Source organism: Actinosynnema sp. (assembly GCF_052038725.1).
On the sequence record NZ_JBQGCX010001386.1, the window covers coordinates 1 to 2,470 of the forward strand.

3 protein-coding genes and 1 pseudogene are annotated in these 2,470 nt (G+C 73.6%); 2 read left to right on the forward strand and 2 right to left on the reverse strand.

Features of this window, described 5'->3' with window-relative positions; translation table 11 throughout:
- Both ACTUAL_RS29325 and ACTUAL_RS29330 read left to right on the forward strand, forming a co-directional pair.
- Positions 1-626: pseudogene (locus ACTUAL_RS29325) on the forward strand (hypothetical protein); the annotation flags it as partial.
- Between the two features lie 182 nt (positions 627-808).
- Positions 809-1,777, forward strand: a complete 969-nt coding sequence (locus ACTUAL_RS29330; RefSeq protein ID WP_440902507.1) for a COX15/CtaA family protein — start codon at positions 809-811, stop codon at positions 1,775-1,777.
- On the opposite strand, the gene ACTUAL_RS29335 is transcribed toward ACTUAL_RS29330, so the two are convergent.
- Entirely contained in the window at positions 1,720-2,178 is a 459-nt protein-coding gene (locus ACTUAL_RS29335; protein WP_015803876.1) for a GbsR/MarR family transcriptional regulator, read from the reverse strand. The genes ACTUAL_RS29330 and ACTUAL_RS29335 overlap by 58 nt on opposite strands.
- Before the next feature lie 145 nt (positions 2,179-2,323).
- A complete protein-coding gene (locus ACTUAL_RS29340) occupies positions 2,324-2,470 on the reverse strand; it encodes a DUF742 domain-containing protein (RefSeq protein ID WP_440902508.1) in 147 nt (48 codons plus the stop codon).

Genomic DNA, 2,470 nt, shown 5'->3' on the forward strand with positions numbered 1-2,470 from the left:
CGCCCTGGTCGGCGTCGGTGCGCCCGCTGCTCCTCGGACCGCGCGACTCCCTGTTCCCGTTCTGGTTCTACCAGCGGTCGGCGCTCCGGTCCGACCTCGCGCTGGACCTGCGGCGCGGCCCCTGGCACATCCGGGTCACCGAGAACTCGGTGCGGGTGCTGCGGCACCCGAGACTCATCGGAGTCGACTGGGTGGTGGAGCACCGGATCGAGGTGGCCACCCGCCCGCTGCCGCCGATGTCCCTGATCCGGCTCAGGGGCCTGCCCCACCACGAGCGGATGGCGCTCGCCCACGAGGCCAGGCTGCCGGTCGCGGGCGAGCGGGACCGGGACAGCCGCGTGCCGCTGGACTCGCCCGCGGACGTGGAGTTCAGCGCGCGCGGGCTCGACCTGGCGAGCGCGCGCAGCGCGTTCAACGCGGAGGCGCTGCGCTGGTTCGCCGCGCGCACCGACGCCCTGCCCGGCCCGCGGCAGGACGTGACGTGGCGGTTCGAGTCCGGTTTCCTCTACGCCGTCTTCGAGGGGCCCATCGACCCCGCGACCGTGCTCCCCGTGGTCGACAGCGCCGTCGGTCTGCTCGACCGAGTACCCCACGCGCGACCCCGGCACCCGGCAGCAGCGAGCTGACCGGCCCGCCGCGGCCGACCCCGTCGCCGCCCGGCCCGCCGCGCCGGGCGGCGACGTGCCCGACACCCGGTCGTCCGGTCGGCAGGACCTAGGTCCCTTGCCACGGACCGCCTAACCATGCACCGCCCGATCTTGTCAACCCCCGGTCACGCTCCGCCGACCACCTTGCCTACCATCGGTGCGTGTCCGCACCGTCCTGGTTCACCTCTTTCCTGCGCTCAGGCCAGCGCTCGTTCGCCATCGCGGCGGTCCTCGCCCAGGCAGGCATCACCGTCACGGGCTCCGTCGTCCGCGTGACCGGCTCCGGCCTGGGGTGCCCGACGTGGCCCCAGTGCTTCGAGGGCAGCTTCACCCCCGTCGAGCACCCGGAGGTGGCCGCGCTGCACCAGTGGGTGGAGTTCGGCAACCGGACGCTCACCGGCGTCATCACGATCATCACGGCGCTGACCGTGCTGGCCGCCTGGTTCGACCGGCCCCGCCGCCCGCGCGTGCTCAAGCTGGCCCTGGTCCAGTTCGGCGGTGTGGTCCTGCAGGCCGTCGTCGGCGGGATCACCGTGCTCGCCGGCCTGGCCTGGTGGACGGTGAGCGTGCACTTCCTGATCTCGATGGTCCTGGTCTGGTACGCCGTGTTCCTGGTCGGCGCGCTGCGCGAGGGCGACGCGCCGCCCCGGCCGCTGCTGCCCCGCCCCCTGATGGCCCTCCAGGGCGTCCAGACGGGCGTGCTGGGCCTGCTGCTGGTCGCGGGCACCTTCACCACCGCCGCGGGCCCCCACGCGGGCGACGCGGACACCCCGCGCCTCCAGGTGGACATCGAGACCGTCGCGCAGCTGCACGCCGACCTGCTGTTCCTGTTCCTGGGGATGCTCATCGCGCTCGGCTTCGCGCTGCACTTCCACCTCGGGGCCGCGCGCAAGCGCTACTGGCTCCTGGTGGCCGCCGTGCTCGCCCAGGGCACCTCGGGGATGGTCCAGTACTTCCTCGGCATCCCCGAGGCCCTGGTGTCGCTGCACGTGCTCGGCTCGGCCGTGGTCGTCGTCGCGACCGCGGGCCTGTGGCTGGTCACCCGCGTCCGCGACGTCGAGGGCGCCGGGGATCAGCGCGAGGGCCTGCGCTCCCAGAGCGAGGGCAGCTCCGTGGCCAGCCACGCGTAGAGGTCGTCCACGGCGCGCAGCCTGACCGCCCGCTCCGGGTCGCCGCTCATCAGGCGCATCCCGGACTCGGTCAGCTCGCGCACGCTGACCAGCGCGTCCAGCTTCCGCTGCACCAGGTCCGCCCAGCGCTTCTCGTCGATGCGGTACTGGGCGGCCTGGCGGCCCCTGCGGGTGCGCTTGGTCACCAGCCCCGCGTTGACGAGGAACTTCAGGTTGGTGCTGATGGACCCGCTGCTGGCCTCCAGCTCCTGGGACAGCTCGGCGGCCGTCCGCTCGCTGGGCTGGCACACCAGCAGGTAGCCGAGGATGCGCCCGCCGATCAGCGGGATGCCCTCCTCGGCGAAGTGGGCGGCGAACCGCTCGATCCACGCGGCCAGCCGCGCTTCCCGTCCCGCGCTCATGCGACCCCCTGCCCTTCGGTCAACACTGAAGGCATAGTAGGTCGCAGGTGGATCTTCCGGCAAAGGGCGCGCCGGGACGCGGGTGATCGCCCTGGGCGAAATCCCCTGCGGGCTCCCCGGTGGGAGCCCCCGCCGCGCGCCGCGCTCAGAGCCTGCGCAGCCCCGCGAGCACCCGCTCCATCAGGCCCATGTTCGGCTGGTCGCCGTCCTCGGACGAGATCGTCTGGTGCACGTCGATGAGCCCGCGCTCGGCCATGTCGCCCAGCAGGACCTTCGCCACGCCCAGCGGCAC

What these genes read in the sequence shown, in the direction of transcription:
- ACTUAL_RS29335 (WP_015803876.1), bottom strand. Translation starts at nt 2,178, where the DNA reads ATGAGCGCGGGACGGGAAGCGCGGCTGGCCGCGTGGATCGAGCGGTTC.